This window comes from Variovorax sp. EL159 (assembly GCF_900100965.1).
Taxonomy (GTDB): domain Bacteria; phylum Pseudomonadota; class Gammaproteobacteria; order Burkholderiales; family Burkholderiaceae_C; genus Variovorax.
The window spans coordinates 400,984-427,198 of record NZ_FMUJ01000001.1; the positions used below are offsets into that span (position 1 = coordinate 400,984).

General features: G+C 67.7%; 25 protein-coding genes. 6 read left to right on the forward strand and 19 right to left on the reverse strand.

Annotation, left to right across the window (positions count from 1 at the left end):
- Positions 1–25: 25 nt before the first annotated feature.
- Genes BLQ28_RS01880 through BLQ28_RS01890 form a run of 3 tightly spaced genes read right to left on the reverse strand, consistent with a single transcriptional unit; the run spans position 26 to position 3,211 of the window.
- Positions 26–1,117 (reverse strand): nucleoside hydrolase, encoded by a 1,092-nt coding sequence (locus BLQ28_RS01880; RefSeq protein WP_093236864.1) that lies wholly within the window; start codon positions 1,115–1,117, stop codon positions 26–28.
- A gap of 7 nt (positions 1,118–1,124) precedes the next feature.
- Positions 1,125–2,102, reverse strand: coding sequence for a Bug family tripartite tricarboxylate transporter substrate binding protein (locus tag BLQ28_RS01885; RefSeq protein ID WP_093236865.1), 978 nt, complete (start codon positions 2,100–2,102; stop codon positions 1,125–1,127).
- Between the two features lie 11 nt (positions 2,103–2,113).
- Complete coding sequence (locus tag BLQ28_RS01890; RefSeq protein ID WP_176800989.1) at positions 2,114–3,211, reverse strand: adenosine deaminase family protein; 1,098 nt, start codon at positions 3,209–3,211, stop codon at positions 2,114–2,116.
- 101 nt (positions 3,212–3,312) lie between these two features.
- On the opposite strand from BLQ28_RS01890, the gene BLQ28_RS01895 reads away from it, so the two are divergent.
- Positions 3,313–4,266 carry a LysR family transcriptional regulator gene (locus BLQ28_RS01895; RefSeq protein ID WP_093236867.1) on the forward strand — a complete coding sequence of 318 codons (954 nt, stop codon included), beginning with the start codon at positions 3,313–3,315 and terminating at the stop codon, positions 4,264–4,266.
- A gap of 15 nt (positions 4,267–4,281) precedes the next feature.
- Here the strand turns inward: BLQ28_RS01895 and BLQ28_RS01900 are convergent, their stop codons facing one another.
- The 4 genes from BLQ28_RS01900 to BLQ28_RS01910 form a co-directional block, all read right to left on the reverse strand.
- Entirely contained in the window at positions 4,282–4,908 is a 627-nt protein-coding gene (locus tag BLQ28_RS01900) for an N-acetyltransferase (protein ID WP_093236868.1), read from the reverse strand.
- Positions 4,909–4,915: 7 nt separating this feature from the next.
- Positions 4,916–5,824 carry a universal stress protein gene (locus BLQ28_RS01905; protein WP_093236869.1) on the reverse strand — a complete coding sequence of 303 codons (909 nt, stop codon included), beginning with the start codon at positions 5,822–5,824 and terminating at the stop codon, positions 4,916–4,918.
- A gap of 205 nt (positions 5,825–6,029) precedes the next feature.
- On the reverse strand, positions 6,030–6,164 hold the full coding sequence (locus tag BLQ28_RS33185; RefSeq protein WP_256327138.1) for a hypothetical protein: 135 nt from the start codon (positions 6,162–6,164) through the stop codon (positions 6,030–6,032).
- Between the two features lie 93 nt (positions 6,165–6,257).
- Positions 6,258–7,475, reverse strand: coding sequence for a polyhydroxyalkanoate depolymerase (locus BLQ28_RS01910; protein WP_093236870.1), 1,218 nt, complete (start codon positions 7,473–7,475; stop codon positions 6,258–6,260).
- Positions 7,476–7,555: 80 nt separating this feature from the next.
- On the opposite strand from BLQ28_RS01910, the gene BLQ28_RS01915 reads away from it, so the two are divergent.
- On the forward strand, positions 7,556–8,212 hold the full coding sequence (locus BLQ28_RS01915) for a glutathione S-transferase (protein WP_093236871.1): 657 nt from the start codon (positions 7,556–7,558) through the stop codon (positions 8,210–8,212).
- Between the two features lie 38 nt (positions 8,213–8,250).
- Here the strand turns inward: BLQ28_RS01915 and BLQ28_RS01920 are convergent, their stop codons facing one another.
- Entirely contained in the window at positions 8,251–9,072 is an 822-nt protein-coding gene (locus tag BLQ28_RS01920) for a helix-turn-helix domain-containing protein (RefSeq protein ID WP_093236872.1), read from the reverse strand.
- Positions 9,073–9,181: 109 nt separating this feature from the next.
- Between BLQ28_RS01920 and BLQ28_RS01925 the strand changes: the two genes are divergently transcribed.
- Together BLQ28_RS01925 and BLQ28_RS01930 are read left to right on the forward strand one after the other, a co-directional pair.
- Positions 9,182–10,168 (forward strand): Bug family tripartite tricarboxylate transporter substrate binding protein, encoded by a 987-nt coding sequence (locus BLQ28_RS01925; protein WP_093236873.1) that lies wholly within the window; start codon positions 9,182–9,184, stop codon positions 10,166–10,168.
- 13 nt (positions 10,169–10,181) lie between these two features.
- The gene (locus BLQ28_RS01930; RefSeq protein WP_093236874.1) at positions 10,182–11,507 is read left to right on the forward strand and encodes an aromatic ring-hydroxylating oxygenase subunit alpha; all 1,326 of its coding nucleotides are present in this window, start codon (positions 10,182–10,184) and stop codon (positions 11,505–11,507) included.
- On the opposite strand, the gene BLQ28_RS01935 is transcribed toward BLQ28_RS01930, so the two are convergent.
- The 6 genes from BLQ28_RS01935 to BLQ28_RS01960 all read right to left on the reverse strand — a co-directional run bounded on the left by BLQ28_RS01935 (position 11,504) and on the right by BLQ28_RS01960 (position 15,751).
- Positions 11,504–11,851: a DOPA 4,5-dioxygenase family protein gene (locus BLQ28_RS01935; protein ID WP_093236875.1), complete on the reverse strand. Its 348-nt coding sequence runs from the start codon at positions 11,849–11,851 to the stop codon at positions 11,504–11,506. The two genes, BLQ28_RS01930 and BLQ28_RS01935, sit on opposite strands and share 4 nt — an antisense overlap.
- Positions 11,852–11,858: 7 nt before the next feature.
- Positions 11,859–12,494, reverse strand: a complete 636-nt coding sequence (locus tag BLQ28_RS01940; RefSeq protein ID WP_093236876.1) for a DUF4166 domain-containing protein — start codon at positions 12,492–12,494, stop codon at positions 11,859–11,861.
- A complete protein-coding gene (locus tag BLQ28_RS01945) occupies positions 12,491–13,540 on the reverse strand; it encodes an SRPBCC family protein (RefSeq protein WP_093236877.1) in 1,050 nt (349 codons plus the stop codon). The genes BLQ28_RS01940 and BLQ28_RS01945 overlap by 4 nt, the downstream gene beginning before the upstream one ends.
- Positions 13,541–13,623: 83 nt before the next feature.
- Positions 13,624–14,580 (reverse strand): class I SAM-dependent methyltransferase, encoded by a 957-nt coding sequence (locus tag BLQ28_RS01950; protein ID WP_093236878.1) that lies wholly within the window; start codon positions 14,578–14,580, stop codon positions 13,624–13,626.
- A gap of 70 nt (positions 14,581–14,650) precedes the next feature.
- Positions 14,651–15,085: a thiol-disulfide oxidoreductase DCC family protein gene (locus BLQ28_RS01955; RefSeq protein ID WP_093236879.1), complete on the reverse strand. Its 435-nt coding sequence runs from the start codon at positions 15,083–15,085 to the stop codon at positions 14,651–14,653.
- A 60-nt stretch (positions 15,086–15,145) separates the two neighbouring features.
- On the reverse strand, positions 15,146–15,751 hold the full coding sequence (locus tag BLQ28_RS01960) for a GbsR/MarR family transcriptional regulator (protein ID WP_093236880.1): 606 nt from the start codon (positions 15,749–15,751) through the stop codon (positions 15,146–15,148).
- A gap of 121 nt (positions 15,752–15,872) precedes the next feature.
- Here BLQ28_RS01960 and BLQ28_RS01965 point away from each other — a divergent pair, with 121 nt between their 5' ends.
- Positions 15,873–16,967, forward strand: coding sequence for a PA0069 family radical SAM protein (locus BLQ28_RS01965; RefSeq protein WP_093236881.1), 1,095 nt, complete (start codon positions 15,873–15,875; stop codon positions 16,965–16,967).
- Here the strand turns inward: BLQ28_RS01965 and BLQ28_RS01970 are convergent.
- From BLQ28_RS01970 to gnd, 5 genes are all read right to left on the reverse strand, one after another.
- Entirely contained in the window at positions 16,918–18,414 is a 1,497-nt protein-coding gene (locus BLQ28_RS01970; protein WP_093236882.1) for an efflux transporter outer membrane subunit, read from the reverse strand. The genes BLQ28_RS01965 and BLQ28_RS01970 overlap by 50 nt on opposite strands.
- On the reverse strand, positions 18,411–19,667 hold the full coding sequence (locus BLQ28_RS01975) for an efflux RND transporter periplasmic adaptor subunit (protein WP_093236883.1): 1,257 nt from the start codon (positions 19,665–19,667) through the stop codon (positions 18,411–18,413). The genes BLQ28_RS01970 and BLQ28_RS01975 overlap by 4 nt, the downstream gene beginning before the upstream one ends.
- A gap of 4 nt (positions 19,668–19,671) precedes the next feature.
- Positions 19,672–22,905, reverse strand: coding sequence for an efflux RND transporter permease subunit (locus tag BLQ28_RS01980; RefSeq protein WP_093236884.1), 3,234 nt, complete (start codon positions 22,903–22,905; stop codon positions 19,672–19,674).
- A gap of 220 nt (positions 22,906–23,125) precedes the next feature.
- On the reverse strand, positions 23,126–23,680 hold the full coding sequence (locus tag BLQ28_RS01985) for a GNAT family N-acetyltransferase (protein ID WP_093236885.1): 555 nt from the start codon (positions 23,678–23,680) through the stop codon (positions 23,126–23,128).
- 7 nt (positions 23,681–23,687) lie between these two features.
- Complete coding sequence (gene gnd / locus BLQ28_RS01990; RefSeq protein WP_093236886.1) at positions 23,688–25,109, reverse strand: decarboxylating NADP(+)-dependent phosphogluconate dehydrogenase; 1,422 nt, start codon at positions 25,107–25,109, stop codon at positions 23,688–23,690.
- 130 nt (positions 25,110–25,239) lie between these two features.
- Here gnd and BLQ28_RS01995 point away from each other — a divergent pair, with 130 nt between their 5' ends.
- A complete protein-coding gene (locus tag BLQ28_RS01995) occupies positions 25,240–26,211 on the forward strand; it encodes an AraC-like ligand-binding domain-containing protein (RefSeq protein ID WP_093236887.1) in 972 nt (323 codons plus the stop codon).
- Positions 26,212–26,215: the final 4 nt, after the last annotated feature.

The window sequence follows — 26,215 nt, forward strand, 5'->3', positions numbered from 1 at the left end:
GGCAAAGGCGCGGCGGCCCGCTCGCTCAGGGCAGTCGCGCGATCTGCGTGCGCAGCAGCGCGTAGAAGCCCTCGGCATCGGCCTCGCTGATCCACAGCGTGTTGGGCGTGCGGCGGTTGTAGCCGCGAAAGTCGACCACCGTCGCGCCGGTCGTGAACTCCCCCTTCGTTTCCACATCCACGCTCACCTTCGCGCCCTTGAACAGCTCGGGCTGCAGCAGATAGGCGATGACGCACGGGTCGTAGATCGGCCCGACCGCCATGCCCCGGCGGCGCAGGCCGTAGGCCATCATCGAATCGAAGATGTCGGCCACCACCTTGCCGGCGTTGTTGCCCATGGCGCGGAAGGGCACGATGCACTCGGGCGTCAGCAGCACGCGGCGCGCCGCGTCGTGCGACAAGGCCGTCACCGGCACGCCGCTGCGGAACACGATCGATGCCGCCTCGGGGTCGGCGTAGATGTTGAAGGTGGCCGCCGGCGTGATGTTGCCGCCCACGCCCCACGAACCGTCCATCACCACGATCTCGGCAATGGCGGGCTTGATGTCGGGCGCCGCGTTGAGGGCGGCCGCGAAGTTGGTGAGCGGCGCCAGGCCGACCAGCGTGATGCTCTTGGGCGCGGCGGCGCGCAGCGTTTCGATCAGGTACTGCACCGCATGCGTCGGCATGAGCGGGCCGCGTGGCTCGTGCAGCGTCGGGCCTTCCATGCCGGTCTTGCCGTGCACGTCGTCGGCAAAGATCGGCTCGCGCACCAGCGGGCGCGGGTAGCCCGCATAGATCGGAATGTCGGGCCGGTTGGCCCAGTCGCGCACGATGCGCGCGTTTTTCTCGGTCACGCTGAGCGGCAGGTTGCCCACGCTCACGGTCAGCGCCAAGATGTCGAGCTTGTCGGTCGCGGCCATGGCCATCAGCAGCGCGATGGCGTCGTCCTGGCCGGGGTCGGTGTCGATGATGACCTGTCGCTTGCCCGGTGCCGCGGGCGGCAGTTGCGTGGCCGGCGTGCCGGCCATGGCCTGTGCCAGCGCGGCCGGGCTGTTGGCTTGCGCGAAAGCCATGCCGGCCAGGCCGGCGGCGGCGGAAGCGACCAGCGCGCGGCGGGACAGCAAGAAGGTATTCATCGCACGTTCACTCCTTGATGTTGGCGGTCTGCACGATCTTCTGGTTGCGTGCGTACTCGGCCTGCACGAACTTCGCGAAAGACTCGGGCGTGCCGCTGCCCGGCAACGCACCTTGCTCCATCAGCTTGCTGCGCACGCCTTCTTCCTGCAGCACCGCGTTCAGCTCGTGGTTGATCTGCGCGACCACGGCCGGCGGCGTCTTCGCAGGCGCGAAAACGCCGGTCCAGCTCACCATGTCGAAGCCCTTCAGGCCAGGCATCTCGTCGAAGGTGGGCACGTTGGGCAGCGCGGCCAGCCGCTTGCTGCTGGTGATGCCCAGCGCCTTCAGCCGCTTGCCGTTCACATGCGGAATGGCGCTGGTGCTCACCAGCATCGCCAGGTCGACCTGGTCGCCGATCACGTCGGTGGCGATCTGCGCACCGCCGCGGTAGGGCACGTGCGTCACGAAGATGCCGCTGCGTTCCTTCAGCAACTCCATCGCCAGTTGCAGCACGGTGCCCACGCCCGAGGTCGCGTAGTTGTACCGGCCGGGCTTGGCCTTCGCGAGCTTCACGAAGTCGGTGAAAGTCTGGGCTTCGAGGCCGGGCCGCGCGACCAGCACCATCGGCGCGGTGTTGAGCAGGCCGACCGGTGCCAGGTCTTTCAGCGGATCGAAGCGGAAGGCGGTCGGGTTGACCAGCTTGCCGATGGCGATGGCGCTGTCGGGGCCCACCACCAGCGTGTAGCCGTCGGGCGTGGCATTCACCGCCTTGGCCACGCCGATGGCGCCGCCCGCGCCGCTCACGTTCTCGATCACCACCGACTGCTTGAGTCGTTCGCCGAGCCGCTGGGCGACGAGCCGGGCGTTCACGTCCACGCTGCCGCCGGCGGTGTAGGGAACGATCAGCGTGATGGGCTTGGCGGCGGGCCATGCTTGCGCGAGAGCAACTGTGGGCAGGGCAGCGCAGAGCGCAGCGGCGAGGAGCAGACGGCGGGGCGTATTCATGGCGTGGGCAATCAAAGAGGAGAGGAAGTGGGTTCTGTGTCGAGGCGGGCGCGCAGCGTGTCGAAGGCCTCGCTCCACTGCGTGCGCCAGGCGCGGCGTTGCGTGTCGTCGATCCACGCGCCGTCCAGGCCGTTGTGCATGAAGCCGCGCAGGTCGTCGAGGTTGAAGCCGAAGTCGCGCACCATCATCAGCCAGGCCTTTGTGGGCGTGACCTTGTGCAGTGTCGGGTCGTCCGTATTGGGGTGGATGCGCAGGCCCAGGCCGGGCATCTTGCGGATCGGATGGTCGAGCGCCCAGCGCTCGGGCGGCAGCGTGCGCAGGTAGTAGGAGTTGGTGGGCACCACCGTGAAGATCACGCCGCGCTCGGCGCACTGGCGCGCGAAGTCGGGCTGGTCGACCACCGTGTAGCCGTGGTCGATGCGGTCCACCTGCAGCACGTCGAGCGCGGTGCGCACGTTGGTCCAGGGCATGCCGAACTCGCCGGCATGCGCTGTGGTCTTGAGTCCTGCTTTCTTCGCATCGGCATAGGCCTGCGTGAACAGCTCGGGCGGCCGGTCGTTCTCGCGGTAGTCGATGCCGATGCCGATCACTTCGTCGCAACGGTGGGCCTTGACCCACTCGACCATTTCCACGGCCGCCTCGGCGCTGGCCTCGCGGTCGATGGCGGCGATGAGCCGGCCGACGATGCCGAACTCCTGCTGCGCATCGTGGATCGCGCGAACGATGGCGCCCTGTGCCATGGCGTAGGGGATGCCGGAGCCGTGCACCGTGCCGGTCGGGTTCCAGAAGAACTCGGCATAGCGCACGTTGTGCGAGGCCGCGTCCTGCAGGTACTCGAGTGTGAGCTGGTAGAGGTCGCCGGCGCCGCGCACCAGTTGCGCGTCGAGCGCACGCAGCACGCGCAGCACGCCCACCGGTTTTTCGCCGCGCGTGTAGAAGCTCTCGATCTCGTCGGCCGCCAGCGGCGCGCCGGCGCGCAGGTTGAGTTGCTTGAAGGTCTCGTGGCGCACGGTGCCGAACAGATGGCAGTGCAACTCGACCTTGGGAATCGCATGCAGCATCGATTCCAGCGTGTAGGGTGCAGAGGTGGGGGCGGCGCTGCTGGTCATGCTGACCAGTCTAGGGATCGGGGCCGTATAAGGAAAATTTTGAATTTCTATAATTTGATTCACTGAATCAATAACCAGAGCCGGCAACCGGAACAACGCCCATGGCCACCTTGCCCCTGCGTGCGCTCACGCTGCGCCAGCTGCAGTTCTTCTCGGTGCTGGTCGAAGAAGGCCAGTTCGGGCGCGCCGCGCGACGGCTGGCGATCACGCAGCCGGCCTTGAGCAATGCCATCAAGCAGATGGAAAAGCTGCTCGGTGCCGAGCTGCTCACCCGCTCCACCCATCGGCTCGAACTCACGCCCGTGGGCGCCGAAGTGCTCGCGCGCACCGACTTCCTCGTCAACACCTTCGAGGTGGCGCTGCGCGACATCGAGAGCACGGTGCAACGCGGCCGCGCCTTCGTGCGCATTGGCGTGATTCCCTCGGCCAGCGCGCGCGTCGCCGCAGAGGCCAGCGAATTTCTCAAGAACGGCCAGCGCGATGTGGAACTGGCCTGGCGCGATGCGCCATCGACCACGCTGCTCGCCGAACTGCGCAGCGGCCAGCTCGACATGGCGGTGGCCGCCATCACCGAGCCGCCGGGCGGCCTGACCTGCATCGACCTCTTTCGCGATCCGCTCGTGCTGGTGGTGCGACGCGATCACCCGCTGGCCGCAGCCGGCGATGCGAACTGGGAGGCCATCGGCAAGGAGCGGCTGGTGCTGTTCGAAAGCGGCAGCATGCCGGCGCTGGGCAATCCGGCGCGCGCCCAGTTCGCGCAGGGCGCGGAGCCTTATCGCGTGAGCTATTCCGAAACTCTTTACGCATTGGTGCGCAGCGGGCAGGCCCTTGGGCTGATGCCGCGCCTGTACACGTCCTCGCTGCGCGACCCGGAACTGGTGGTTGTCCCGCTGCTGAAGCCACGCGTCGAACGCCGCGTGGTGCTCGCCTACCTGCCGGGGCCGATGCGCAACGTGGTGGCGCAGGAGCTGATCGCCTTTCTGCGCGAGCGGTTGCCGCAGGCGGGGGAGGCCGTTGTGCGACGTGTGAGTAAGGGGATGCGAGCGAAGCGATAGGCTGCCCTGGATGGTTCAGGTCATCTGCACCTCCTGCCCGAACCGCGCCAGCGTCCAGCCGTTGCCGAGCAGAAACATCCGCGTGTGGAGTTCGCCGAGCGTCGCGTCGTCGATCTCCGCCCCGAGGTAAGTCAGGCGCTTGTCGCGCAAGTCGACGAACCCTGCCTCGTGGCTGCGGGCAAGGCGCTGCCAAAGCGCATTGGCCCCCGGTGATTGCCGTGCGCCGCTCATCAGGCAGATGCCGCTGCCGAGCGCCCAGCGATACACCGCCGTGGCGAGTCCCCGCCGCTGATAAGCCGGGTCGTACTGGGAGTGCGGTGCCCTGATGTGGCGGTCGGCCCTGCGGCCCAGTTCGATCAACCGGTTGAACACGGTGTAGCCGACGAGGCGTTCGTGGCGGATGTCTTCGATGTAGACATACAGCTCGCCATCCGCTTCGCGGTAGCGGGCGCGCAGGTCGGGGGCGTTCTGCGCCGGCAGGTGCAGCGGCCGCAGGCGATCTTCCAGCGCGCGCATGCGTTCGTGGACGGGCGTGAGTGGCTCGCTCGGCCGGCCTTTGCTGGGATCGACGTCGATGCGCAGCTCGGCCGGCCGCATGATCCGAAAGGGGCGCGAGGCGAAGAGGGGCAATGCAAATACCATGCTGCCCTCACTGCCTCAAGGCCGGCGGCAACGCACCCTGCGTTGCCGGTTCCGCATGGGCGGGCAATGAAAAGCCGCTGCCACGCGGCACGACCAGAACATCGCTCACAGACCACTTCAGCACGCGCTGCGCCACGCTGCCGAACACGAAGTCGGCGATGGCCGAGTGCCCGTGCTTGCCGACCACCAGAAGCTCCGCCTTCGAGTACTGCTGCTGAACGGTCGCCTGTCGTGCCGGGTCGCCCTGGCCGATCGCGGAGACGACGCGGTTGCGCCGCGCCGTCGACGAGTCGGACAGCGACAGCATCCGCTCGCGCGCATGCCGTGCGCAGGCGTGGCGCAGCGACTTGATGGTGTAGTCGGACACGTCCGCGTAGCGCAGCTTGCCCTCGTGCAAGGTGTTGAGCGCGTGAAAGAGCTCGACCTCGGCGGTGTCGTCGAAGGCCCAGGCCAGCTCGACCAGATGCCTCGATGCATCCGTGAGGTCGACCGCCACCAGAATCCGCCGGTAGCGCGTGGCCGCATCGAGGCGCGCGACCAGGACCGGCTTGCGCACGGCGCGCAGCAATCGCGCCACGGGCTGTCCGTGAAAGACGGCGAGCGTGCAAGGGTCGCGTGCGTCGCCGACCACCAGCAGGTCGCACCAGCGTGCCTCCTGCGCGATGGCTTCGAGGCGGCCGCTCAGGTCGTCGACCTTCTTGACGAGGATGCCGAAGCCTTCGGCCATCTCGATGGCGAGCCCCGCCAGATGGCGCGCGGCATGCGCGCCCGTTTCGGTGGCGCCGGCGAATGCCATGGGCGCGTACATGATTTTCAGCAGCGCGCCGTGCGCCGCGGCAATCGATGCCGCGCGTCGAACCGTGCGATGGCCCCGCGCGGACAGGTCGGTGATCGCGAGGATGGATTGGATATGCATGCTTCTGTTCCTTCCGCAGGAGAAAGCAGGCCGCACGGCCACAGCGGTGCTGCGGCGGCGAGCCGGAAGATCGGAGGGCGAGAGCGCGACCGTGCCGTGCGCGAGGGCAACCCGTCGCGAGGGGCGGGCGGGTGCTACCGCGCGGGGCTGTGGTGGCCCGGCGGTCGGTGGATGGCGCTGTAAAGGGGGAGGCTGACCGCCGGGCTCAGGGATGTGCGAGGGTCAGCTCTGACCCTGCCATCACCGCCGCCTGCGCGGCCGCGCGCGATTCGCTCGATGCCAGCGACTCGAGGTCGACCGGAGAGCGGTTCTTGCTGCGGATGAAAGCCTTGCGTTGCATGGGCCCCGAGTGTAGGAAGGCCCACGCCTGTCTGCAATCAAAGGCCCCGCACCCTCTGCCAGATTGGCAGATCGAATGAAGGAGGCCGTGGCCTCAGTGCAGCTCGGCCGCGGCGTGAATGGTTTCGCGTACCCGTGGATAGATCTGCGCATTCCACTTGCTGCCGCTGAACACGCCGTAGTGGCCCACGCCGGCCTGCAGGTGGTGGGTCTTGAGGTAAGGCCGGATGCCGGTGCAGAGGTCTTGCGCCGCCACCGTCTGGCCGACCGCGCAGATGTCGTCGCGTTCGCCTTCCACCGTCAGCAGCGCGGTGCGGCGGATGGCGGCGGGTTTCACGGTGCGGTCGCCCACGGTGAGCACGCCGCGCGGCAGGTCGTAGGTCTGGAAGACGCGCTCGATGGTCTCCAGGTAGAACTCGGCGGGCAGGTCGTTCACCGCGAGGTATTCGTCGTAGAAGGTGCCGATGGTGCGGGCCTTCTCGATGTCGCCTTCGACAAGGTGCGTGAGCATGTCCTGGAACTGCTTCTTGTGGCGCTCGGGGTTCATGCTCATGAAGGCCGCAAGCTGCAGGAAGCCGGGGTACACGCGCCGCATCACGCCCGCATGTGGCCATGGCACGTGGCTGATGAGGTTGCGCCGGAACCATTCGATGGGCTTGCTGGTGGCCAGCGTGTTCACGCCCGTCGGGTTGATGCGGCAATCGACCGGGCCGGCCATGAGCGTGAGGCTGCGCGGCGTGGCGGGGTTGTCGTCTTCCGCCATGAGGGCCGTGGCGGCGAGCGCGGCCACGCAGGGCTGGCACACCGCGACCATGTGGCCACCGGGGCCGATGGCTTCGAGAAAGCGGATGAGCTGCAGCGTGTAGTCGTCGAGGCTGAAGCCGCCATGCCATAGCGGCACGTCGCGCGCGTTGTGCCAGTCGGTCAGGTACACGTCGTGGTCGCGCAGCAGGGTGCGCACGGTTTCGCGCAGCAAGGTCGCGAAATGGCCCGAGAGTGGTGCAACCAGCAGCACAGGCGGGTGCACGGCCTGGGTGTCCTTGCGGAAATGCAACAGCGTACCGAAAGGCGAGACCAGGGTTTTCTCTTCATGGACAGCCACTTGCGCGCCATCGACCACCACGGCGTCGATACCGTAGGGCGGCCTTGAATGGGTCAGCCGCATGCGCGAGAACACCTCGAACTGGGCGGCCATGCGCCGCATGATGGTGCGCTCGGTGCCCTCTTTCCAGAGGGCCTGGCCGAGGTACTGCGCCGCGAGCCGCGATGGCGAAAGCATGTCGGCTTGGTTCTGGTAGGCCCGGTACAGCATGCAAGGGGTGCAGGCAAGTTGCGGGCCAGCCGGGTGGCATGGCGCTTGCACGCAGGCCCACATCGTCAAGGAGCTTCAGGATGGCCAAACCCGTTCTCACCATCAGCAGCAAGAACTACGGCGCGTGGGCACTGCGCGGCTGGCTGATGTGCAGGCTGGCCGGGCTGGACTTCAGCGAGAAGGTCATTCCCCCCGACGACCCGGCCATGAAGGCCGAGATGCTGCTGCTGTCGTCGTCGATGCTGGTGCCTTCGCTGCAGCACGGCAGCGTGAAGGTGTGGGACACGCTGGCCATCGGCGAGTACCTCAACGAGATCAAGCCCAAGGCCGGGCTGCTGCCGGCCGACGTGGCGGCCCGCGCCCATTGCCGCGCGATCTGCGGCGAGATGCACTCCGGCTTCAGCTCGATGCGCGGCGCGCTGCCGATGAACATCAAGGCGCATTTCAAGAACTTCAAGGTGTGGTCGCGCGCGCAGGCCGACATCGACCGCATCGTCGCGATCTGGCGCGAATGCCTCAAGGCCTATGGCGGGCCTTTCCTGTTCGGCAAGCAGCCGGGCATGGCCGACGCGATGTACGCGCCGGTCGTCACGCGCTTCCTGAGCTACGACGTGGCGCTCGACAGCACTTGCGCCGCCTACTGCAAGCGCGTGATGGAACTGCCGCCCATGCAGGAGTGGGTGGCCGCCGCGAAGCAGGAACCCGAAGAGATCGACGAACTCGACGCGGAGTTCTAGTAGGCCAGAAGGCCTTCTCAAGCCCCAAGCTGCAAGCCTCAGGCAGGCGGCGGCCCGAAGCCGGCCTGCTGCAGCTTGCGCTCGATGCCCTGCGCCGCCCGCTGCAGGTCGGCCAGATGCGCCGCCACGATCTCGCGCTCGCTCTTTACCGCCGGCAGCCACGCGCAGCTCAGGCACCCCACGACGAGGTCGCCAAGACGCACCGGCACCGAGACCGCACCGAAGCGGTCGGGTGAGTCCATGCGCGTCGAGGTCGGATCGCGCGCGACGTACCCGAGGTCGCGCGCATGCGCCACCATGCGGCGGACGTTCTCCGGCCGCCGTGCATTGCGGTCGAAGTCGTTCGGCGAACGCGCCAGTGCCGCCAGGATCTCGCGCCGCTCGCCTTCGGGGCAGAACGCCAGGTAGCAGCGCCCCAGCGACGACAGCAGCATCGGCGGCCGAAAGCCCAGCACCCGGTAGTTGACCGCCAGGCCGTTGCGGGGCCGGTCGGTATCGAGGATCAGCATGGCCGTGCCGTCCCGCACGCCCAGGTCGATGGGCCACGGCACCACGCGCTGCAGCGTGGCGCGCGACTGCGCCGCGAGCGCCGAAAGGCGCGTGCGCCATGCCACGGCCGGCCCCGACTCTCCCGTGGCCGACGTGGGCACGTAGCGCTTGTCGAGTTCGCTGCGCTCGGTCCATCCGGCCTGCTGCAGTGTCTTGAGGATGCGCAGCAGCGTGGCTTTCGACAGCCCGGTCTGCCGGTGCAGCTCGGACAGCGTGACGGCCGACGAACGCTGGATCGCCAGCATCACGTCGAGCCCGCGACGCAGCGCATCGATCGACTTGACGCTCTGTGCACCGGTGATGTCCGACATGCCGTCTCCAGAAAAATGGTTCACCTGGTGAAACTATATCTTCTGCCTTCAAAGCCGCGTTCCTACAGTGCGTCGACCCACCACAGTCGTTCCCACAGAAGGAGACAACATGAAGTTCACCCGACGAAACGCGGTTTGTGCCGCTGCTGGAGCCGGTCTTGCCCTGCTGCTTGCCGGTGCCGCCATCGCGCAGCCCTGGCCCAGCAAGCCCATCACCATCGTCGTGGCCTATCCGGCCGGCGGCGACACCGACGCCATCGCGCGCACCTATGCCGAGAAGCTCTCGCAGCGTGTCGGCCAGCCCGTGCTGATCGACAACCGGCCCGGTGCGAGCGGCATGATCGGCAACGTCTGGGTCGCCAAGGCGCCGGCGGACGGCTACACGCTGCTGTTCACGCCCAGCACCTTCCCCATTGCGCAGCACGTGCTGCGCGTGGGCAGCGGCGTGGCGCACGACGTGGTGAAAGACTTCACGCCCATCGTGAAGACCGGCAACATCCCGCTGCTGCTCGTGACCTCGCCGACGACTGGCATCAAGAACGTACCGCAGCTGATCGCCGACGCGAAGGCCGGCAAGGCGCTGACCTACGGCACGCCGGGCGCGGGCTCGCCGATGCACATCGCGGGTGAACTGCTCAACAAGGATGGCGGCGTCGCGATCACGCATGCGCCGTACCGCGGCGTGGCGCCCGTCGTCAACGATGCGCTGGGCGGGCATGTCAGCGTGGGCTGGATCACGCCGGGTGCCGTGGCAGGGCAGATCGCCACCGGCAAGCTCGTGCCGCTCGCCGTCGCGGAACGGCAGCGAACGAAGCTGATGCCCACCGTGCCCACCCTCATCGAGCTGGGCTACAAGGACGTGGACGTGAGCGCGTGGATGGGGCTGCTCGGCCCCAAGGGCATGCAGCCCGAGGTCGTGCAGATGCTGAACCGGCACTTCAACGACATCCTGCGCATGCCCGACGTGCAGGCCAAGATGGCCGCGCTCGGCATCGAGCCCGTCGGCGGTGCGCCGTCGGTGCTGGCGCAGCAGATCGTGGACGACGACCAGCGCTTCGGCAAGCTGGTGCGCGAGTTCGGCATCCGCGCCGATTGAAGGGAGACGACACATGCTGAGCGAAGAAAAGAACCGCCTGCTGACCGAAGTGGGCCCCGGCAAGCCGATGGGCGACTACCTGCGCCGCTACTGGCACCCGATCGCGGGCGCAAGCGAGTTCGACGACAAGGCCGTCAAGCCGTTGCGCATCCTGGGCGAAGACCTCGTGCTCTACAAGGACCTGAGCGGCAACTACGGGCTGGTCGACCGGCGCTGCCCGCACCGCAATGCCGACATGTCCTATGGCTACGTCGAGCAATGCGGCCTGCGCTGCAGCTACCACGGCTGGCAATACGACCAGAGCGGGCAATGCATTCACCAGCCCTTCGAGGAAACGCTGGACCCCGATGCGCGCATGCGCAAGAACACCAAAATCAAGGCCTACCCGGTGCAGGAGAAGGCCGGGCTGCTGTGGGCCTACATGGGTCCGCAACCTGCGCCGCTCTTGCCCGACTGGGAGCTGTTCAATGTCAAAAATGGCTTTGCGCAGGCCGTGTTCGCAGAGATTCCGTGCAACTGGTTCCAGTGCCAGGAAAACTCCATCGACCCCGTGCACTTCGAGTGGACGCATAACAACTGGACCACGCGCCTGCAGGGCGAAGAAGGCCCCTACGTGCCCACGCACCTCAAGCTCGCCTTCGAAGAGTTCGAGCACGGCTTCGTCTACAAGCGGCTGCGCGGCGGCGAGCGCGAAGACAACGTGATGTGGACCACCGGCCGCGTCACGCTGTGGCCCAACGGCTTCTTCCTCGGTCATCACTTCGAATGGCGCGTGCCCATCGACGACCACCACACGCTGAGCGTGCTGTGGGTGCTCAGCCGCGTGCCGACCGAGCAGGAGCCGTATGTGCAGCCGCGCATTCCCTCGTGGTACGGCCCCATCAAGGACCCGGTCACCGGCCGCTGGATCACCAGCCACGTGGCCAACCAGGACTTCGTGGTCTGGGTCGGGCAGGGCACGGTGACTGACCGCACGCGCGAGAAGCTGGGCCAGAGCGACAAGGGCGTGGTGATGATGCGCCGCCGCTTCTTCGAGGAACTCGAGGCGCTGCAGGCCGACCCGGCGCACGAGCCCAAGGGGCTGATCCGCGATCCGGAAAAGAACCGCGACGTGCACCTGCCATCGGCCTGCCGCGATGAAATGCACAACGGCCTGCCGCGCGCCGAGCTGGCCGCGCATCCGCTGCTGGGGCCTTACCTCAAGGATTTCTTCGGCCAGGCCGGGCAGCCCGACGATGTGCGAGCGGCCTACGAAGAGGCGATCGGCCAGAAGGTCGAGGGCGCGCGGTTCTTCAAGGTGCACGGCGCGCCGGCCGGGGAAGAGCCGCAGAAGGGCTAGTGGCGGAACATTCGCAGGTCGAGCACGCTTTCATTGCCCAGCCACATCGCATGCGCGGTGTGGTCGGCGAAGTCGTCGCCCGTCACGCCGTGCACGAAGACGTCGAGGCCGTCGCGGTTGGCTTCGAGCCAGCCGATGACCTGGTCGAACTCGGCGGCATCGAAGGCCAGCTGGCAGCTCCAGTGCGGATGCGGGCCCACCAGCCGCTCGTGCACGCGGCCCACGACCACCATCAGTTCGTGGCCCGCCCGCTCGCAGAGCGCGCGGGCCTGCGCCAGCGTGGCGGGAGCGAAGTAGACGTGGGCGTGGTATTGGGCGTAGAGGTTTTCGGGGCGGCGCGGCATGGTGCGCTCATTGTGGCCCCAAGCGCGCCAGATGGAAGCGCCCGCTGTAGCGGAAGACATCGCCAAACCAGCGGTGGCGCAGCAGCATCTTCATCGTGAAGTGGTCGGGGTCGGACGGATCGGGCCTTTCTTCCACATAGGCCGTGCCCAGCAGCAGGCCCAGCGGCAGCGGAATGCGCAGGCCGGCCACGCGCCAGATGTAGCCCAGGTCGCGGAACACCAGCGCGCCTTCTTCGGCGCTCACCGCGAGCCGCATGCCGATGCCGAAGCGCACGTACTCGATCACTTCATTGCCCTGCGCGAGCGTGTGCTCCATGTGCGAGCGGAAGTGGAAGTCCGGCCGGCCCTTGAAGTGGAAGACGCGGTCCCAGTACAGGTGCGGGTTGTCGGGGTGGCAGCGGTAGTGCACTTCGATCGGCACGTCGGTGCCGGTGTGGGGCACCAGCGCGCCGAAGAGCCGGCCGAAGGGCATCAGCAGCGCGGCCCAGCGCGCGTGGTGGACTTCGCGCATCGTGCCGCGAACGCACACGTGGTCGCTGGAGAACGGCGCCATCGTGTAGTGGCGCCGGATCACGTCGCCGAGTTGCTCCCACGCCGGCCCCAGCGCCTGCTGGAAGACGGGCTGCACGTTCTTTCGCGTCATCCCGCGGCCGTCACGGCGCTTTCGCTGCGCGCCTTGTAGAAGCGCAGGATGTGTTCCGCGCCATCGCCAAGCAGGAACTGCAGGACCGGGCCCGCATACCAGTTGAAGCGCGTGCTCACGCGCCACGACACATCGATGCGCAACTCGGTGCCGCCGTCGCGCGGGGTCAGCGTGTAGGTGGAGTCGCGCAGGTCGAAGTACTGGCCGCCGATCATCACGTGGTCGTCGAGCGCGCCGGCGGGGAACGAGTCGGGCGTGAAGCGGTAGCGCCACTTCAGCACGCGGCCCGGCTGCCAGTCGGTGATGATTTCGTCGAAGTGCACGTTCTTTTGCCACTGCACCTGGCGCACGCGGCCTTCGGGCGCATCGACGGTCACGCCGGACACCGGCATCGGCACGCCGATGCGGTAGGCCCAGGCATCGCCGACTTCGCTCGGGCGGATGTCGCGCGCGTCGTTCAGCTCGTGCCACACGCGCTCGGCCGGCGCGGCGATGAAGAGCGTGCGCGAGGTGTAGGAGAACTGGTCGGGGTCGGGCAGTTGCGGCTCGATGGCCCCGAGCACCAGCGGCAGCATCGCGAAGCTGTACAGCGCGGGCTTTGGCCAGTTGGTGATGCGGCACACGATGCCCATCGCCAGCCCGCCGACGCTGCCCATGATGGCGAACAGCGGGATGATGACGATCGCGCAGATCAGGCCTTCGATGAAGACCGCCAGCGTGCCGGTGACGAACAGCGCGGTCGAGACCCAGGGCGCCCAGAGGTAGTAGCCCCAGCTGCGCCGCTCGATGCGCTCGGCCATGTAGACAGTGACCGCGCCACAAAGTGATGGCACGAAATAGACGAAGGCGCCGAGCATCGGCGAGAAGCGATGGCCCGGCCCGCCGCTGAAGACGATGCGCAGCAGCAGTGCCACCGCCGCGCCGACCAGCAGGGGCCAGAACCAGGCGAAGGGCATGCGGCGCCGCGGTGTTTCGTCCGGCTCGCCGTTTTCAGTCGTGGCCGGTGCCAGTTCGGACAGCCGGGTTTCTTCGGGTTCGGTGCTCATGGAATCTTCTTCTCCTCGATGCGCTTGCTTGTTCGGTCGTTTGCTTGTGTCGTCTGCGACGTCTTGTGTGCCGGGGTTCCTTGTCAGGCGCTGCGCGTGGCCGTCACCATGCCGTAGTCGAAGTCGCGCCAGAACATGCCCAGCGCCAACGCACAGTAGCTCGCCACGATGTGCTTGCGGCGCCAGGGGCTCAGGCGGCCGCGCGCCTTCCAGAGTTCAGCGAGCGTGAAGCGCGTGGCCAGCACGGGGATGTGCAGCGCACTGGGCGCGATGCGCCAGCGCAGCGACTTGAATTGAATGTCCTCGAAGCCGTTGTTGCGCAGCGCGGCCATGAAGTCTTCGCGCATGGCCAGCGTCGGCACGGCCCAGCTGTCGGCCCACAGGCGGTGCAGCCAGCCGGCGATGCGGCCGGGCTTCTTGCGCAGCAGGAAGCCGTCGACCACCACCAGCCGTGCGCCGGGCTTCAGCAGGCGCGCGGCCTCGCGCACGAAGTCGGCCTTGGCCGTGCCCTCGGCGTAGCAGGCGCTTTCGAGGGCCCAGGCGCCATCGGCCTGCGCGGCCGGCAGGCCGGTGCGCGTGTAGTCGGCTTCGATGTGCGCGACGCGATCGGCCACGCCGGCCTTGGCGTCGAGCCGTGCGGCGATGCCGTTCTGCACCGGCACGTTGGTCACGGTGACCGCGTAGAGCGAGGGGTCGTCGCCGACCAGCGTGCGCGCGGTGGCGCCGGCGCCGCAGCCCAGGTCGAGCACGCAGCGGCGCTGCGAGGGGTTGGCCGATGCATCGAGCCTGAGCGCGCGGCCGACCGTGCGGTTCATCTCCACCAGCATGCCTTCGCGCCGCAGCGGGTTGAGGCCCGCGCGCCAGAAGCCGAAGTGCATGTTGTAGCTCGGGCTCCAGGCGCTGTAGTCGACGGCAACCTCGGTGAAGTAGGTTTGCGTGTCTTCACGGGTGATCGCCGACGGGGCCGGCGAAGCCATCGCGGGCCGTGCCGCGTCGGGTGCACCGGGCATGCGAAAGTCGGGCTGGAAGACGTTGGGCATCGAGGCTCCTTCGGACGTTGGTTTCTTGTGATTCCCTGGGGGTGTGACAGCGTGATTCGTGCGTTCTTTTTCAGACGCGGCAGTTGTCGTCGTCGGCGCAGGTGGCCGGTGCGACGGCGCCGCGCCCCACGAGCCGCGCGACAAGCCAGCGCGGCAGCCGGTAGCGGTTGCGCGCGAGCCCGGCATAGGCGCGGTCGGCCAACGCCCCGACGACAGGCAGGTCGAGCAGGAAGCCGCCAGCCGGCAGGCCCACCGCCGTGCGGCAGGCGCGGATGGCCGCGACGCCGGACAGCACGCGGCCGCTGGCATCGACCGCGTGCATCGCCGTCATCAGTGCCTCGCGCGGGGCCGGGCCGCCGCAGAAGCCGGTGGGCGAGCAGTCGATAAGGTCGAGCCGGCCGGCCGCATCGCGTGCCTTCATCGCACCCATCTCGGCCACGCAGAGCGGACAGGTGGCGTCGAAATAGACGGTCAGCGGATAGGTGGCGAGGGCTGCGCGAGGCATGGTGTTCTTCGTTATCGATATTTCAGTCAAAACAGAAATGAATGGGCAAAAAAAGAGGCCTCAGATCATCGGCAGGCTGGCGTGGTGCGCGTCGGGGTCATCGCCCTTGTCGCCCTTGCCGCCGCTCTTGTCGGTGGCTGCCGTATCGCCGCGCACGAACCGCTGCACGCTGGCGCCCAGCGTCAGCACCTTGTCGAGCGTGCCGGGCGACAGCCGCAGCATTTCGTCGGCCCAGGTGGCGAGCTTGTCCATCAGTTCCATGGTGGAGCGGATGCGGTCTTGCGCGTCGGCCGGCTCCTTCTGGAAGTCGGGGCTGGACACCAGCTCGCGCAGCACGCGCACGGTGGGGTCGAACTCGCGCTCCTTGCGCTCGCGCACGACGGTGCGGAACAGCTCCCACACGTCGACGCTGGTTTCGAAGTAGTCGCGCCGGTCGCCCATGGTGTGGGTGATGCGCACGAGGTTCCAGGCCTGCAGCTCTTTCAGGCTGTTGCTGACGTTGGAGCGCGCGACGCCCAGTGTCTCGGACAGCTCTTCGGCATGCATCGGCTTGCCATGGGCGAAGAGCAGGGCGTGGATCTGCGAGACGGTGCGGTTGACGCCCCACATGGACCCCATTTCGCCCCAGTGCAGAACGAACTTGCGTTGAATGTCGGTGAGTTCCATGCCCGTGAGTCTAGGATTTCCTAAATTTCTGTCAAGAGAGAAATGTAAAAACAGGATGGTGCCAATGGATTGATGGAATACTGTATGAATAAACAGTAAATTCCACTCCAAAGGATTTGCCATGCCCGCTGCCCAGGTTCCCATCCACATCATCAAGGGCCGTGGTGCGGCCACGCGGCTGGCGCACCGTTTCTCGAAGGACGAGCGCAATGCCTTCGACGACGGCTGGGGCACGCTCGAAGAAGGCGCGGCCGAAGCCGAAGAGCTGATGCCCCTCGCGACCGAGGTGCGCTTCGAGGACGTGAAGTCGGTGCTTACCGAAAACGAATCGCCCGACATCTACTTCGACCGCTCGCTCAACCCCTATCGCGGCTGCGAGCACGGCTGCATCTACTGCTTTGCGCGGCCCACGCACAGCTACCTGAACCTCTCGCCCGGCCTCGACTTCGAGACCAAGCTGATCGCCAAGCGCAACATCGTCGAGGTGCTGCGCGCCGAACTCGGGCGCAAGAGCTATCGGCCGAGCCAGATCGCCATCGGCACCGCCACCGATTGCTACCAGCCCATCGAACGCGAGCTTCGGCTCACGCGTTCGGTCATCGAGCTGCTGAAAGAAGTGCGGCACCCCTTCGCGCTGGTCACCAAGTCGAGCGCGATCGAACGCGACCTCGACCTGATCGCGCCGATGGCGGCCGAGCACCTGGCCGCCGTGTACATCACGGTCACCACGCTCGACGGCGAACTGGCCCGCAAGCTGGAGCCGCGCGCGGCCGCGCCGCACCGGCGCCTGCGCACCATCCGCACGCTGGCCGAGGCCGGCGTGCCGGTGGGCGTGAGCGTGGCGCCGCAGATTCCCTTCGTCACCGAAGACATGGAGCACGTGCTCGAAGCGGCGTGGGAGGCCGGCGCGCGCCGCGCCTTCTACACGGTGGTACGGCTGCCGTGGGAGGTGGCACCGCTCTTCAAGGAGTGGCTGGCGTTGCACTACCCGCAGCGTGCGGACCGCATCATGGCGCGCATCCACGAGATGCGCGGTGGCAAGGACTACGACGCAGACTTCGCCACGCGCATGAAGGGCAGCGGCCTGTGGGCCGACCTGATCCACCAGCGCTTCCAGAAGGCGACGAACCGGCTGGGCTTCAATCGCGAGCGGATTCCGCTCGACCTCACCGCGTTCCGACCACCTGGCGCTGTGGGGCAGGGCAGCCTCTTCTAGCGTCCGCCGTGCCACCGGATTCAGCGGCGGCACCAGGGGCGCACCAGTCGCCACCGAGCGCCTTTACCAGGAACACCGAGGTCAACAGCCGCTGCCCTTGCAACTGCGCGGCCTGACGCTCCACCGTCAGCAGCGACTGCTGCGCGGTGATCACGTCGAGGTAGGTCGAGGCACCGCCTTCGTAGCGGCTGGTCGCCATGTCGAGCACGCGGCGGGCCGCAGCCACCGCCGACTGGGCCTGGGTGTTGGCGCGGTCGAGCGCCGACAGGCCCGTGATGCCGTCTTCGACTTCCTGCATCGCCGTCAGCACGGTGCGGCGGTAGTTGCCCACGGTGACGTCATAGCCGGCCTTGGCAAAGTCGACGTTCGCGCGCACGCGGCCGCCGTCGAACAGCACCTGCGTGGCCGACACGCCGACCGACCACAGCAGACTGGGGCCGTTGAACAGGCTTTCGATCAGGCGGCTGTCCACGCCCACGGTCGGCGAGATCATGAAGCTCGGATAGAAGGCCGCGGTGGCCACGCCGATCTGCGCATTGGCGGCGGCCATCGCGCGCTCGGCCGAGGCCACGTCGGGCCGGCGCTGCAGGATCTCGGAAGGCACACCCAGTGGCACCGCCGGCGGGCTGATCGCACGCAGGTCGACCGGCAGCGCGAAGCTCGGCGCCGGCGTGCCCGTGAGGGTGGCGAGCGCGTGCTCGTACTGCGCGCGCTGCTTCTTCAACACGTCGACCTGCGTCAGCGTGGTTTCGAGCAGCGACTGCTGCTGCGCCACGTCGAGCCCCGACACCGCGCCCAGGTCATGGCGCGCCGTGACCAGCTCCAGCGCGCGGCGCTGCAGGCCGATGGAGCGTTCGACCACGTCGAGTTCGATGTCGGTCGAGCGCAGGTTGAAGTAGTTGCTGGCGACATCGGCGCCCAGCAGCAGGCGCGTGTTTTCCAGGTCCGCCGCCGATTGCTCGGCCGAGGCCGTCGCGCCTTCGACGGTGCGTCGCACGCGCCCCGCCAGATCGACCTCGTAGCTCGCGTTGAGCGACACCGTGAAGTCGTTCTGCACCGTCGACGAGTTGGCGGTTGCATAGCTGGTCAGCGGCCGGTTGGCAGAAATCTTGAGCCGCGAGGCGCGCGTGCCCAGGCCGAGCTGCGGGAGCTGGCTGGCTTCACTGCCCGCGAGCGTGGCGCGTGCCTGTGCCAGCCGCGCGCTGGCAATTGCCAGCGTGGGGCTGCCGGCCAGTGCCCGTTCTTGCAGTGCGTCGAGCTTCGGGTCACCGAAGCGCTTCCACCAAGGGCCCTTGTCGGCGCTGTCGTTGGGTGCGCTCACGCGCCAGGGCTCTTCCAGTTTCCAGCTGACGGGCAGCGGGGTGTCCGGCGCCTTGTAGTCGGGTCCGACCGCGCAGCCTGCCACGAGCAGGGCGGCCAGCACCGTGGCGAGCAGGCGCGGTGTCACGCGGGGGCCTTGGGCGTGGGCGCCTTCGGGGCCGCCGGTGCGGGCGCGTCGGGCGCGATGGCCACCACGTCGCCTTCGGCCAGCGAGTCGGAGGGGTTCAGTACCATGCGGTCCTTGCCGTCGAGTCCGTCGATCACCTCGACGTTCTCGCCATAGTTGCGGCCCAGCGTCACGGCCCGCAGGCCGACGCGGCCCTGCGCATCGACCACCGCGATGCGCGTGCCCTCGGCGCGGAACAGCAGCGCATTCGACGGCACCGTGAGTGAGCGGCTCGCGGCCAGCGGCAACGACACCTGCACATAGGCGCCCGGCAGCAGCGCGCCGTCGCTGTTGGGCAATGAAACCTCGACCTGCATCATCCGCGTGGTCGTGTCGATCGAGCCCGCCGTGCGCGCCACCTGGCCCTTGAAGTTCTGGCCGCGCAGCTCGGCCTGCGTCACGACCACCGGCTGGCCCGGCTTGACGAGTTGCGCATAAGCCTGCGGCACGTTGATGTACACGCGCAGCGGATCGGTCTGCGACAGCAGGAAGAGGGCACGGCCCGCGCCGCCGCCCGCGCCCGCGTCGATCAGGTCGCCCACGTCGACGTTGCGCCGCGTGATGACGCCCGCGAAGGGCGCCACCACGCGCTTGAAGCCTTCGGTCTGCTTGAGCCGCTGCACGTTGGCATCGGCCGCGGCCACGTTCGAGATCGCTTGCGCCACGGCGCTGCGGCGCTCGTCGAGTTCCTGCTGCGAGACCACGTCCTTCTTGCGCAGCGCCTCCCAGCGGTCGGCGGTGCTGCGTGCCAGCTCCAGGCCCGATGCGGCCTGCGCGCGCGCGGCCACGGCCTGCGAAAGCTGCTGGTCGATTTCCGGCGTCTCGATCTCGGCCAGCAGCTCGCCCTTTTCGACGCGGCTGCCGATGTCCTTGGTCCAGCGCTTGAGGTAGCCGCTGGCGCGCGCCGAGATCGGCGACTGCACGAAGCCCTGCAGCGTGCCCGGCAGCGCGAGCGTCTGGCCGGCGGTGGGCGTGCGGGGCAGGGCGGTCTGCACGTACTGCTTTGCGCGCTCGGTGGTGCCGGTTTCGAGCGCACGCGCATTCGCGATGCGCACGACCACCGTGCGCGTCGCGCCCAGCGCCAGCAGCACGAGGACGACCAGCACCAGCCAGCGCGTGCGCCGCACGATCTGCCGTCGGCGCAGCAACTCGCCTTCGCCTTCTTCTACAGCGATGGGGTGGATGGCCAATGCCGAGTGGCGTTGCTCCGTCATGGAATCAGTTCTCCTGGGGCGTTGCGCCCGCTGGGGGTTGGGGAGGCTGCGAGGCTTCGCTTGCCGCCCGGCGATGCGCAAGCCGACTGTGCACCCCCGCGAACACGGCGGGCACGAAAAACAATGTCGACACCGTGGCGAAGATCAGCCCGCCGATCACGGCGCGGCCCAGCGGCGCGTTCTGCTCGGCGCCTTCGCCCAGGCCCAGCGCCATCGGGATCATGCCGATGATCATCGCCAGCGCCGTCATCAGCACCGGCCGGATGCGGGTGGCGCCGGCTTCCAGCGCGGCCGACAGCGGCGGAATGCCCGCGGCCAGACGCTCGCGCGCGAACGACACCAGCAGGATCGAATTGGCCGTGGCCACGCCCATGGTCATGATCGCGCCCGTGAGCGCGGGCACGCTCAGCGTGGTGCCGGTAATGAACAGCATCCACGCGATGCCCGCCAGCGCTGCGGGCAGGGCGGTGATGATGATGGCCGCGTCGAGCCACGACTGGAAGGTGACCACGATCAGCAGGTACACCAGCACGATCGCCATCGCCAGGCCCACGCCCAGGCCGATGAACGACGACTGCATGGTCTGCACCTGCCCGCGCACGTCGACCCGGCTGCCGCGCGAGAGCTTGGGCCGCATCTCGTCGACCAGCTTCTGCACCTTCGACGCCACGCTCGCCAGGTCGGTGCCCTGCACGCTCACGTACACGTCGATCACCGGCGCGATGTTGTAGCGCGACATCACGGCCGGCTGCCGGTCGGCCTGCGTGCTCACGAGGTTGCCCAGCAGTTGCTGCGAGCCGGGCCCGCCTGTGCCGCCGCCCGCACCACCGCCCGCACCCACCGGAATGTTGAGCAGCGAGTCGAGCGAATCGACCGTGTACTGCGGCGTCTGCACCGCGATGCTGTAGACCACGCCGTTCGCCGGATTCAACCAGAAGGCGGGCGCCGTCTGCGAGCTGCCCGACAGCGCGATGAGCACGTTCTGCCCCACGTTCGAAGCGGTCAGTCCGTATTGTTGCAGCCGCGTGCGGTCCATCTGCAGGCTCAGCGAGGGGCCGTCCAGGCGCTGGTGCACGTGAGCGTCGACCGCGCCGGGAATCTGCCGGATCGCCTTGGTCAGTTCGGCCGCGCGAACCGCGTTGCCGGCCATGTCGTTGCCGCTGAACTGTACGTCGATGGCCGCGGGCAGGCCGAAGTTCAGGATCTGCGTGACGATGTCCGCCGGCTGGAAGAAGAACTCCGTGCCCGGAAAGCGCTTGGGCAATTCGGCCCGCAGCAGCGACACATGCTGCTCGGTCGGCTTGTGGCCTTCCTTCAGCGACAGCAGCAGCTCGCCGTCGAAGGTGCCGATGGTGCCGGCGTTGCTGTACGACAGGTTGATGCCGCTGTTGGGCACGCCCAGGTTGTCCAGGATGGTTTCGAGCTGGTCGGGCGGCACCAGCTCGCGGATGGCGGCCTCGACCTGGTCGGTCAGGCGCGCGGTTTCCTCGATGCGGGTGCCGGTGGGCGCGCGCAGGTGCAGGCGGATCTGGCCGGCATCGACAGTCGGGAAGAAGTCGCGGCCCAGCGCCGGGTAGAGCAGGCACGACAGCAGGCAGAAGCCAAGGAACAGGCCGATGAAGCCCGCGCGCTTGGACAGCACCGCCGACAGCACCAGCGTGTAGGCGCGGCGCACGCGCTCGAAGCGGCGGTCGAACGCGCGGTACAGGCGTTGCAGCGCGCTCTGCTTCGCGCCTTCGGCGGGTGCGTGTTCGCCGTGCGAGCCGCCCATCAGCAGCATCACCAGCGTCGGCACCAGCGTGCGCGAAAGCAGGTAAGAGGCAATCATGGCGAACACCACCGCCTCGGCCAGCGGCACGAACAAAAAGCGCGCCACGCCCGAAAGAAAGAACATCGGCACGAACACGATGCAGATGCACAGCGTCGAAACGAAAGCCGCCGAGCCGATCTCGCCCGCGCCGACCTCGATGGCCTCCTTCAATGGCGTGCCCATGTGCAGGTGCCGCTCGATGTTCTCGATGGTCACGATCGCCTGGTCCACCAATATGCCCACCGACAGCGCGAGCCCGCCCAGCGTCATGAGGTTGAGCGTTTCGCCCAGCGAATACAGCACTAGGATCGATGCCAGGATCGACAGCGGAATGGTCAGCCCGATGATGAGCGTGCTGCGCCAGTTGCCCAGAAACAGCAGCACCATCGCAGCGGTGAGCGCAGCGGCCAGAATGGCTTCGAACACCACGCCCTTCACGGCTGCCTTGACGAACACCGACTGGTCGAACAGCGGCGTGATCTTGATGTCTTCGGGCATCGTCTGTGCCGCGATGGGCAGCATGGCGCGGATGTTCGACACGATGTCCAGCGTGGACGCACCGCCGTTCTTGAGCACCGACAGCAGCACGCCGCGCACGCCGTCCTGGCGCACCACGTTGGTCTGCGGCGAGAAGCCGTCGCGCACATAGGCCACGTCGCGCAGGTAGGTGGTGGCGCCGTTCACCGTGCGCACCGGCAGGTCGTTCAGGCCCGCGATGGCATCGGGCGAGCCGTTCATGCGCACGTTGTATTCGGTGGCCCCGAACTTGGCCGTGCCCGAGGGAAGAATCAGGTTCTGTGTATTGACCGCGTTCACCACGTCGGCCGGCGAGAGGCCGCGCGCCTGCAGCGCCTGGGTGTCGAGGTCGACCGAGATCAGCCGGTTCTTGCCGCCGTACGGAAAAGGAATCGCCGCGCCCGGCACCGTGATGAGCTGCGGTCGAAGCTGGTTGACGGTGGCGTCGAACAGCGAGTTTTCAGAGCGCGTGGGGCTCGACAGCGCCAGCTGGATCACCGGCACGCTCGAGGCCGAATACTTGATGACCAGCGGCGGCGTGATGCCCGGCGGCAGTTGCCGCACCTGCGCCTGCATCGAGGCCACCACCTGCGAGATCGCCATCTCGATGTTGGCGCTGGGCTGAAAGAACACCTTGATGATCGACACGCCCGCCAGCGACTGCGACTCGATGTGCTCGATGTCGCTCACCGTCGTGGTCAGCCCGCGCTCGACCTGCCCCGAAATGCGCTGGCCCATCTCCTGCGCCGGCAGGCCGGTGTAGTTCCAGATGACGCTGACCACCGGGATGTTGATTTCCGGAAAGATGTCCGTGGCCATGCGCGCCAGGACAAACGGCGTGGCCAGCACGATCAGCATCGCCATGACGATGAAGGTGTACGGGCGACGCAATGCGAGCTGGACCATGGACAGGGCTCTCTGCTTCCGACGGAAAAAGGTTTCGCATCATAAGGAAGTAGATTTAAGTTTGCTGGTGCCGCTTTTTTGGGCGTTGCGCTTTACCAAAAGGGTGCATGTCTGCCGCCAATGGCCACCGGCGGCCGTCGGCGGGCACAGGTCTTCGGCCACTCGGGCGGCCGGCCTGTTGGCGATCCGTGAGCCGCTGTATGGCTTGTTTTTGGGGCGCTCTGGTTCAGCGCACCGGCGCCTCGAGCATCAGCCGCAGTCGCGTGACATTGGGGTTGCCCGGATCGCGCTGCACCTTGAAGCCCAGCTTGCGCGCCAGGTGCAGCATCGCGAGGTTGTCGAACAGGGTGATGTCCGCCAGCTGCCGCACGCCGGCCTGGGTGGCCGCATCGATCAGCTTGCGCATGAGTTTTTCGGCCAGTCCGCGGTGCTGCCAGGCATCGGCGATGACCACGGCGAACTCGGCCGTCGTTGCCGTCTCCGGCGTGTCGCCGCGCACATAGCGCACCACGCCCATCTGCTGCTCGGCGCCATCGGCTCCGGTGGTCGCGATCAGCGCCAGCTCGCGGTCGTAGTCAATGTGGGTCATGCGCCAGAGTTCGTCGGGCTGCGGCTTGCGCGGCGACAGCAGGCGGTGGTAGCCCGTTTCGTTCGACAGCCCCGCCACGAAGGCGGAGTGCATGTCGAAGTCTTCCGCGCGGATCGGGCGGATGCGCACCGGCGTGCCGTCGCGCAGTTGCCAGTCCTCGACCAGGTGGCTGGGATAGTCGAGGGCCGGCATGGCGGCATCAGCCGATGACTTCGGGCCAGTCGGTGTGGAAGAACTGGCCTTCGGGCTTGTCGATGCGCTCGTAGGTATGGGCGCCGAAGAAGTCGCGCTGCGCCTGCAGCAGGTTGGCCGGCAGGCGCTCCGTGCGGTAGCTGTCGTAGTAGGCCAGCGACGCGCTGAAGGCCGGCACCGGAATGCCGTTGCTCACCGCCAGCGCCACCACTTCGCGCCAGCTTTGCTGTGTGCGGTTGAGCAGGTCCTTGAAGAACGGGTCGAGCATCAGGTTGCCCAGCGCCGGGTCGGTGCGGAAGGCGTCGGTGATGCGGTTCAAGAAGCGCGCGCGGATGATGCAGCCGCCGCGCCAGATCGACGCGATGCCGCCCAGGTCGAGCTTCCAGTCCTTCTTGTCGCCCATCGTCTTGATGAGGTCGAAGCCCTGCGTGTAGCTGATGACCTTCGAGGCATAGAGCGCGTCGTGCACCTTGGCCACCAGCGCCTTCTTCTCGAGCGACAGTTCGATCTTCGGCCCCTGCAGCAGCTTGCTGGCCACCACGCGCTGCTTCTTCTGCGACGACAGCACGCGCGCCTCGACGGCGGCGTTGATGGTGCTGATGACCACCGCGTTCTCGGCCGCGTTGATGAGCGTCCACTGGCCCGTGCCCTTCTGGCCGGCCTTGTCGAGGATCAGGTCGACGATCGGCTTGCCCGTTTCCGGGTCTTTCTGCTCCAGCGCCTTGGCGGTGATCTGGATCAGGTAGCTCTGCAGCTCGCCGTCGTTCCACTCGTTGAAGATCGCGGCCATTTCGTCGGTGCTGAAGCCGGCTGCCTTGAACAGGCTGTAGGCCTCGCAGATCAGCTGCATGTCGCCGTACTCGATGCCGTTGTGCACCATCTTCACGTAGTGGCCCGCGCCGCCGGGGCCGATGTGAATCACGCAAGGCTCGCCATCGACCTTGGCCGCGATGCTCTCGAAGATCGGCTTCATCACTTCCCATGTCGACAGAGGGCCGCCCGGCATGATCGACGGGCCCTTGCGCGCGCCTTCCTCGCCGCCCGATACGCCCGCGCCGATGAAGCGCAGGCCCTTGCTCGAGAGGTACGCGTCGCGGCGCTCGGTGTCGGTGTAGAGGCTGTTGCCGCCGTCGATGACGATGTCGTCCTTGTCGAGCAGCGGAATGAGCTGCTCGATCACCTGGTCGACCGGTGCGCCGGCCTTGACCATGATCTGGATCTTGCGGGGCTTGGCCAGGCTTTGAACGAACTCTTCGAGCGTCTTGGCGCCCACCAGTTTCTTGCCGGGGTTGGCGGCGATGAAGGCCTCGGTGGTGGCTTCGGTGCGGTTGTACACGCTGACCTGGAAGCCGCGGCTTTCCACGTTCAGCACGAGGTTTTGGCCCATCACGGCCAGGCCGATCAGTCCGAAATCGCTTTTGTTGCTCATGGCCCTTCTTTCGTGTGCGGTAGGAGACGGTTGGAGATGGCGGCCATTGTGCCGGGGGGCGCGCCGGGGCGCCGTCGGAGAGCGTCTATACCCGCTTGGCAAATGCGCCCGGGCTGGCTATGTTGGCGGCATGAACGCCATCGCACCCGCATCCGCCTCTGCAGCGATCCACACCTGGTCGACCGACACCGTGCCGCCTGCGCAGCGGCTGGACTACTGGGTCGGCGCAGTCTGCGAAGGCTTTCTGGAGATGGACGTGACCAGCCCGGCGGCAGGGGATTTCGGGGCCACGCTGGTGTCGGCGCCGCTCGGCCCCATCGTCGTCAACGAGGTGCGCGGCAGCGCGCAGGACGTCTACCGCACGCGCCGGGCCATTGCCCAGAGCCGCCACAACTACTTCTACCTGCTGTGCAAGACCGACTCGGCCTGGGTCGCCGTGCAGGACGGCCGCGCCGCGCGCCTGCTGCCGGGCGACGCGGTGCTGGTCGATTCGCGCCGCCTCTATGAATTTCATCTGCTGCAGTCGGCCGACACCATCTCGCTCGAACTGCCGACCGCCTGGGTCGATGCATGGCTGCCCGATGCCGGCGACCTGGTGGCGCGCCGCATAGACGGGCAGGCGGGCTGGGGCGGCGTGCTCAGCAGCTTCGTGCGTCAGTTGACGCCGGCGCTGGCCACCAACCCGCCGCTGCCGGCCGAACTGCTGGGCGACCAGCTCGGCGGCCTGCTGGCATTGGCCATGGGGCATGGCCCCGTGCAGGCGCCGGATGCGGGGCGTGCCGCCTTGCGGCGGCGCGTGCTGGAAGCCACGCGCGAGCGCCATGCAGAACCCGGCCTGACGGCGGCCGGCGTGGCGCGCGGGCTGGGTATCTCGGAACGCAGCCTGCATCGCTGCCTGGGCGAGGGCGCCACCACCTTCGCGACCGCGCTGGCCGGCTTTCGCATGCAGGCGGCGCAACGCATGCTGCGCGATGTGCGCTTCGACCGCCTGAGCATTGCGGAGATCGGGTTTCGCGTCGGGCTGGCCGATGCATCGCACTTCGTTCGCCAGTGCCGCCGGCACCTGGGCGGCACGCCCGGCGAATTGCGTCGTCGCCGTTGACGCA

Coding starts and splice junctions, on each gene's coding strand:
- BLQ28_RS01880 (WP_093236864.1), bottom strand. CDS start 1,117: ATGAATACCTTCTTGCTGTCCCGCCGCGCGCTGGTCGCTTCCGCCGCC.
- BLQ28_RS01885 (WP_093236865.1), bottom strand. CDS start 2,102: ATGAATACGCCCCGCCGTCTGCTCCTCGCCGCTGCGCTCTGCGCTGCC.
- BLQ28_RS01890 (WP_176800989.1), bottom strand. CDS start 3,211: ATGACCAGCAGCGCCGCCCCCACCTCTGCACCCTACACGCTGGAATCG.
- BLQ28_RS01895 (WP_093236867.1), top strand. CDS start 3,313: ATGGCCACCTTGCCCCTGCGTGCGCTCACGCTGCGCCAGCTGCAGTTC.
- BLQ28_RS01900 (WP_093236868.1), bottom strand. CDS start 4,908: ATGGTATTTGCATTGCCCCTCTTCGCCTCGCGCCCCTTTCGGATCATG.
- BLQ28_RS01905 (WP_093236869.1), bottom strand. CDS start 5,824: ATGCATATCCAATCCATCCTCGCGATCACCGACCTGTCCGCGCGGGGC.
- BLQ28_RS33185 (WP_256327138.1), bottom strand. CDS start 6,164: ATGCAACGCAAGGCTTTCATCCGCAGCAAGAACCGCTCTCCGGTCGAC.
- BLQ28_RS01910 (WP_093236870.1), bottom strand. CDS start 7,475: ATGCTGTACCGGGCCTACCAGAACCAAGCCGACATGCTTTCGCCATCG.
- BLQ28_RS01915 (WP_093236871.1), top strand. CDS start 7,556: ATGGCCAAACCCGTTCTCACCATCAGCAGCAAGAACTACGGCGCGTGG.
- BLQ28_RS01920 (WP_093236872.1), bottom strand. CDS start 9,072: ATGTCGGACATCACCGGTGCACAGAGCGTCAAGTCGATCGATGCGCTG.
- BLQ28_RS01925 (WP_093236873.1), top strand. CDS start 9,182: ATGAAGTTCACCCGACGAAACGCGGTTTGTGCCGCTGCTGGAGCCGGT.
- BLQ28_RS01930 (WP_093236874.1), top strand. CDS start 10,182: ATGCTGAGCGAAGAAAAGAACCGCCTGCTGACCGAAGTGGGCCCCGGC.
- BLQ28_RS01935 (WP_093236875.1), bottom strand. CDS start 11,851: ATGCCGCGCCGCCCCGAAAACCTCTACGCCCAATACCACGCCCACGTC.
- BLQ28_RS01940 (WP_093236876.1), bottom strand. CDS start 12,494: ATGACGCGAAAGAACGTGCAGCCCGTCTTCCAGCAGGCGCTGGGGCCG.
- BLQ28_RS01945 (WP_093236877.1), bottom strand. CDS start 13,540: ATGAGCACCGAACCCGAAGAAACCCGGCTGTCCGAACTGGCACCGGCC.
- BLQ28_RS01950 (WP_093236878.1), bottom strand. CDS start 14,580: ATGCCCAACGTCTTCCAGCCCGACTTTCGCATGCCCGGTGCACCCGAC.
- BLQ28_RS01955 (WP_093236879.1), bottom strand. CDS start 15,085: ATGCCTCGCGCAGCCCTCGCCACCTATCCGCTGACCGTCTATTTCGAC.
- BLQ28_RS01960 (WP_093236880.1), bottom strand. CDS start 15,751: ATGGAACTCACCGACATTCAACGCAAGTTCGTTCTGCACTGGGGCGAA.
- BLQ28_RS01965 (WP_093236881.1), top strand. CDS start 15,873: ATGCCCGCTGCCCAGGTTCCCATCCACATCATCAAGGGCCGTGGTGCG.
- BLQ28_RS01975 (WP_093236883.1), bottom strand. CDS start 19,667: ATGACGGAGCAACGCCACTCGGCATTGGCCATCCACCCCATCGCTGTA.
- BLQ28_RS01985 (WP_093236885.1), bottom strand. CDS start 23,680: ATGCCGGCCCTCGACTATCCCAGCCACCTGGTCGAGGACTGGCAACTG.
- gnd (WP_093236886.1), bottom strand. CDS start 25,109: ATGAGCAACAAAAGCGATTTCGGACTGATCGGCCTGGCCGTGATGGGC.
- BLQ28_RS01995 (WP_093236887.1), top strand. CDS start 25,240: ATGAACGCCATCGCACCCGCATCCGCCTCTGCAGCGATCCACACCTGG.